Here is a 3,529-nt window from a genome sequence, read left to right as displayed (position 1 = left end):
CGGGACCTCGGGTTCCCCCGGCGGGGGCGGAAGTTGGGGCTTGGGCGGGGAGACGGGCGGGGGCGGGGGAACCTCACGGGCCCGCCCGGCCGCGCCGGCCGGCTCCCGCTCGCCCGTCCACCGGGCCAGCCACAGGGCGTCGCTCAGTCCCTCGACGTCCGGTTCGAGGCCGGCCCCCCGCAGCTGGAGCACGAGTGCGGCCAGCGGGTCGGGGGTGTCGGGGCCGTGTCGTGCCGGTGCGTCGGGCATCGGCTCCTCACCTCGGGCGGTCGAGTCGCTGGATGAGCAGGTCGGCCAGGCGCTCCCGGCTCGGCGGGGCGGCCGCGTCGGTGAGGTAGAGGGCGTTCAGCAGCTGGTCGGTGGCGAGCAGTTCACTGCGCGAGCGCTCCAGGAAGCGGGCGATGAGATCGTCACCGGCCCGCGCGGCCTCGTCCCCGAGGTGCGCGCGGACGAAGGTGGCGAGCCGGTTGTGGTCCGGGCGGCCCAGCTCCAGGTGGATGCAGCGGCGCATCAGCGGGGCGGGGAAGTCCCGTTCGCCGTTGCTGGTGAGCACCACGAACGGGAAGGACGTGCAGCGCACCCGGCCGTCGCGCACCCGGACCTTGGTGCCGTCGGCGGTGAGCACCTCGGCCTCCCCGTCGGGCAGCCGGTCCGCCAGGCGGCGCAGCTCGGGTATCTCGAACTCGCCCTCCTCCAGCACGTTCAGCAGGTCGTTGGGCAGGTCGATGTCACTCTTGTCGAGCTCGTCGATGAGCAGCACGCGCGGGGTGTCCGAGGGCAGCAGGGCGGTGCCGAGCGGGCCGAGCCGGATGTAACCGCCGATGGCCTCGACGGAACCGGGGCTCCCGGCCGCGCTGCCGTACCCGCCCTGCGCGGCGATCTGCACGTCCTGGAGGCGGGCGATGGCGTCGTAGTGGTAGAGCCCGTCCTGCAGGGCCGAACGGCTCACGATGGACCAGCGCAGCACCTCGCCCAGCCCCAGTTCGTACGCCACCGAGTGCGCGAGTGTGCTCTTGCCCGCGCCGGGGCTGCCGGTGACCAGGAGCGGGCGGCGCAGATACAGCGCCGCGTTGATCATCTCCAGCTCCTCGGCGCCGGGCCGGTGCAGCTCGGCCAGGTGCCGGTGCGCGCCGAGCCTGCGGTCGCGGGAACCGTCACCGTCCGGCTCCGGGGCGGCCTCGGCACCACGTGCGGAGAAGTCGCGCCAGGGCGGGGGCGGGGGCAGCCGGCTCATCCCGTCATGGGGTTCCCCGGCGCCTCGGTAGATGAGCCACTCGCTGGATTCGGTCATGTCCGGTCCTCGTCGCTCGTCGCCGGGGGCAGCCGTGGGACGTCCCTCACGGTATCGATCCGCCGGACGCCTGGTAAGGGGCTCAGGGAGGAACCGGGGCCCCGGATCACGGGGCCTCCAGCAGGTCTCCGGTGCCGGGCAGGGGGCGGTGCGGGTCGTCGTACAGCAGGGTCGTGCCGTGCGCCCAGTACGACTCGGTGAGCCCGGCGTACACCTGCTCGCGCAGGGCGTGCAGCACGCCGGGGAGGGACAGGGCGCCCTCGCCGTCGTCCACGGCCGTCTTCACGCCCCGGTGGAACTCCCCGCACACGCCGTCCGGCCGCCGCCGCCACAGCACCACCCCGAACCCGGCCCGCAGCACCCGGCCGAGCGCGGCCGGCCCGTCCGCCGAACGCGGATCGCCGGGACGGCACAGCACCGGCACGGTCTGCGGCCCGAGCCCGCGCAGCACCGCCGTGTCCGGTACGGGCCTGCGCACGCCGTCGTCGCAGTCCAGCACCTCGGCGTGCGCCGGGCGCGGACGCAGCCGGCGCCAGCGGTCCCGGCGCTCGGCGTCCGGGTCCTCGTACGCCTCCCGGGCCGGGGTCTCCTCGGGGAGCTGGTCGCGGTCCGAGCAGCGGACCAGGACCGGGCGTTCGGCGCCGAGCGGGAGGCCGTCGGGGGTGAGGCGCCAGTCGTCCACGGGCAGGCTGAGGTGCAGATGCGGCAGGGCGGCGTACAGGGTGGCGGGCCGGCCGGGCTCGTCGCACTGCCGGAACGCCTCGGCGAGGGGGGCGGCCACGTGGCCGGCCAGGCCGTCCAGCGGGGCGCGTTCGCCCTCGTACAGCCGGGCCGGCTCCTGGTCGGGGCCGCCGCCGACCGAGACCGACCAGTCGCAGTGGTCCGGCTCCCACCCCCGGCGCAGCACCACCAGCAGTACGGAGGGCTCGGGCTGCGCGGTGAGCGGCGGGCGCCCCGGCCCCAGCACCGCCGTGTCCCGGCCGCCGCCACTGAACGCGGCCTGCCCGTGCGCCGCTTGGGCCCGGCCGAGCAGTTCGGTGCGCCGCTGGGCCAGGGCGTGCCGGTAACCGCTGTCCAGGCCGGTCGCCGTGTGCCGCACCCACTCCCACAGGGCGCGTTCGGCGGCGAGGGCACTGGGCGCGGGCGGCCGTTCGGCGGCGAGCACGCCCATCGCGTAGTCGAGCACCAGCTTCAGCGCGCCGTCCTGCCGGGCGTGTTCGTAGAGCAGCCCCAGCCCGTCCCGCCAGCCGCGCGGGGCGGGTACGAGCGACGGTACGCGGAAGTCGGGCAGCGCGCGGAGTACGTCGAGCAGACCGCGGGTGCTGACCGGCGGGGGCAGGTCGGCGAGCAGTCCGAGCAGCTCGCCGCGCTGCTGCGGGGTGAGGGTGCGGCCGGGGCGGGCGCCGAGTTCGCCCTGGATGTCGGCCCAGGTGGGGTCGGGCGAGTCGGCGCTCTGCTGGCGGTCGCGGTGGTAGCGGTCGTGGGCGTGGAAGACGGACTGGTAGACGTCCTCGCCGTCGGCGGGAAGCCGCAGCGTGCGCAGCCGCTCCACACCGATGGAGGTACCCCCGCCCCCGTGGTCCGCGCGGGACTTGAGCACGCCGACGACCTCGCCGCGTACGGGGTCGACCACGGGCCCGCCGGAGACGCCGGAGGGCAGGTCGTTCTGCCCGAGCCGGACCTGTTCCTCCGGCGACCAGGCGCTGATGGTGCCCTGCACGGTGAGCGAGCCGTCCAGGATCTGCAGCCTGCCCCGAGGGGCGGTCCAGCCCGCGTAGAACACCCTGGTGCCGCCGAAGTGCGGGTTGGGGCGCTCGGACACGTACACACAGGTGTGGCCGACCGGTTCGCGCAGCCGGACGAGGGCGAGGTCGGGCGCGGGCCAGCTCCCCGGCACCGGGCGCCCGGTCTGTTCCGGGAGCATCGCGGCCACCCGGCCGGGCACCGGGCGCGGTTCGTCATAGGGGCTGTTCCGGTACACCACGGTGACCTCGCCCCCCTCCCCGGCGTGAACCACGTGTGCGCAGGTCAGAACCCAGTTCGGCGCGACGAAGAAACCACTGCCGAGGAAGCTGACGGGCTCGTCGTGGGCATACCCGGACCCCGCGCGATGAATGCGCACGGTGGCCCCCAGAACGAGGTCACGCAGCGCAAGCTCCGCAGCACCGTCCCCCTCCGGTGCGCCCCCGCCGTACCCCGCGCTCATCCCGGATGCCCCCACACGCCGAACAACGCTTC

General features: G+C 75.5%; 2 protein-coding genes and 1 pseudogene. All 3 read right to left on the bottom strand.

Translation table 11 applies throughout. The features are described 5' to 3' along the window. Positions 1-249, bottom strand: a pseudogene (locus tag GT030_RS35975) (hypothetical protein); the annotation flags it as partial. A gap of 7 nt (positions 250-256) precedes the next feature. After that, the gene (locus GT030_RS32205) at positions 257-1,291 is read right to left on the bottom strand and encodes a MoxR family ATPase (RefSeq protein ID WP_161204108.1); all 1,035 of its coding nucleotides are present in this window, start codon (positions 1,289-1,291) and stop codon (positions 257-259) included. Positions 1,292-1,397: 106 nt separating this feature from the next. Then, on the bottom strand, positions 1,398-3,413 hold the full coding sequence (locus tag GT030_RS32200) for a trypsin-like peptidase domain-containing protein (RefSeq protein ID WP_346009789.1): 2,016 nt from the start codon (positions 3,411-3,413) through the stop codon (positions 1,398-1,400). Positions 3,414-3,529: the final 116 nt, after the last annotated feature.

The sequence above is a fragment of the Streptomyces sp. SID1328 genome (assembly GCF_009865595.1).
Classification (GTDB): Bacteria; Actinomycetota; Actinomycetes; order Streptomycetales; family Streptomycetaceae; genus Streptomyces; species Streptomyces griseoluteus.
This window is presented reverse-complemented; position numbering and strand designations above follow the sequence as displayed.

Excerpts from the sequence above, each read along its gene's own strand:
- GT030_RS32205 (WP_161204108.1), bottom strand. The coding sequence starts at position 1,291 with ATGACCGAATCCAGCGAGTGGCTCATCTACCGAGGCGCCGGGGAACCC.